The sequence below is a fragment of the Serratia sp. N21D137 genome (assembly GCF_047530005.1).
Taxonomy (GTDB): Bacteria; Pseudomonadota; Gammaproteobacteria; order Enterobacterales; family Enterobacteriaceae; genus Chania; species Chania fonticola_B.
The window spans coordinates 1-663 of the sequence record NZ_JBLJAJ010000121.1 but is presented as its reverse complement, the minus strand read 5'-3'; the positions used below and the strand labels follow the sequence as shown (position 1 = coordinate 663).

The window sequence follows — 663 nt, the reverse complement described above, 5'->3', positions numbered from 1 at the left end:
CGTGAAAGTGTTTTACCTTTTTCATCCCCCGAGTGTGGCAAAGAAAAAAGATCACTCAATAGGTAATGTGGGATCGAGTGATGATCGTCTCTTTTTTATGTCAATGGGGGGCTGGTGAACGGTTACCTTTTAGCTGGAGAAAGAAGTGGGAAAAATGCTGGGAAGATGTGCGTAAGTGCTCTGAGCGTTGTCGACGTAAAAAAGAGATGCATCAATAGTAATCATAATAAAAATAGTTATACAATTTTAACGCATAAACAACAGCCTGATATTTTTTTCTTGTGTGATTTATATCTCCGTCCTACAAGGCGGGGACAGGTAACCTGTTTGGTTGAAATGCCCGGATCTCAAGCAACTCGGGAATTCATAGCAAAATGTCTCCGTCCTGGCTGTTCATATGACAGGGCGGAGATATTTGAACAACCGCAGGGCGTTAGCCCCCTCTGGCAGGATAGTTGTCACCCTCTAAAATTTAATCAGTTGGGGGTTAAGGCTTGAATGTGCCGAGTTACAGCGAAGAACGTAAGCAAGAGATATGAGGTAGCCTGATTTTAACGGACACTCCTTCCTGAGTAGAATGGGATTAAAAGGAGTTCACTATGACCAGAAAAACTCAACGTTACTCGAAAGAATTTAGGGCCGAAGCCGTTAAAACCGTCTTGG

Annotated in this window: 1 protein-coding gene; it reads left to right on the top strand. The window is 43.1% G+C overall.

The genetic code is table 11. From position 1 onward, the window contains the following. Positions 1-65: 65 nt before the first annotated feature. On the top strand, positions 66-218 hold the full coding sequence (locus ACMV5H_RS25605) for a DUF2256 domain-containing protein (protein WP_414822815.1): 153 nt from the start codon (positions 66-68) through the stop codon (positions 216-218). Positions 219-663: the final 445 nt, after the last annotated feature.

Bases quoted from the DNA above. Each gene is read 5' to 3' on its own strand.
- ACMV5H_RS25605 (WP_414822815.1), top strand. From the start codon at position 66: ATGTGGGATCGAGTGATGATCGTCTCTTTTTTATGTCAATGGGGGGCT.